Consider the following 205-nt stretch of genomic DNA (forward strand, 5'->3'; position numbering starts at 1 on the left):
TCCCCCGCGTCACGTGGTGCGCGTGGTCAATGAGGCCATCGACCGCATACCGGATGCAACCTTTGAGGCCCCCTATGTGGGTGGCGGCCGGCCGCCGTATCATCCGAAAATGCTGACGAAAGTGATTGTCTACGCTTACACGCAACGCATTTATTCGTCGCGGCAGATTGCCAAGGCCGTCCGGGAACAGGTCCCGTTTATGTGG

At 59.5% G+C, this 205-nt stretch carries 1 protein-coding gene; it reads left to right on the top strand.

The window, feature by feature from the left end; genetic code table 11:
* Positions 1-205, top strand: a 205-nt coding sequence (locus HIJ39_RS23620) for a transposase (RefSeq protein ID WP_169103434.1), incomplete at both ends; no start/stop codon positions are given.

This window comes from Sulfobacillus harzensis (genome assembly GCF_012933365.1).
In the GTDB taxonomy this organism is placed as follows: Bacteria; Bacillota; Sulfobacillia; order Sulfobacillales; family Sulfobacillaceae; genus Sulfobacillus_B; species Sulfobacillus_B harzensis.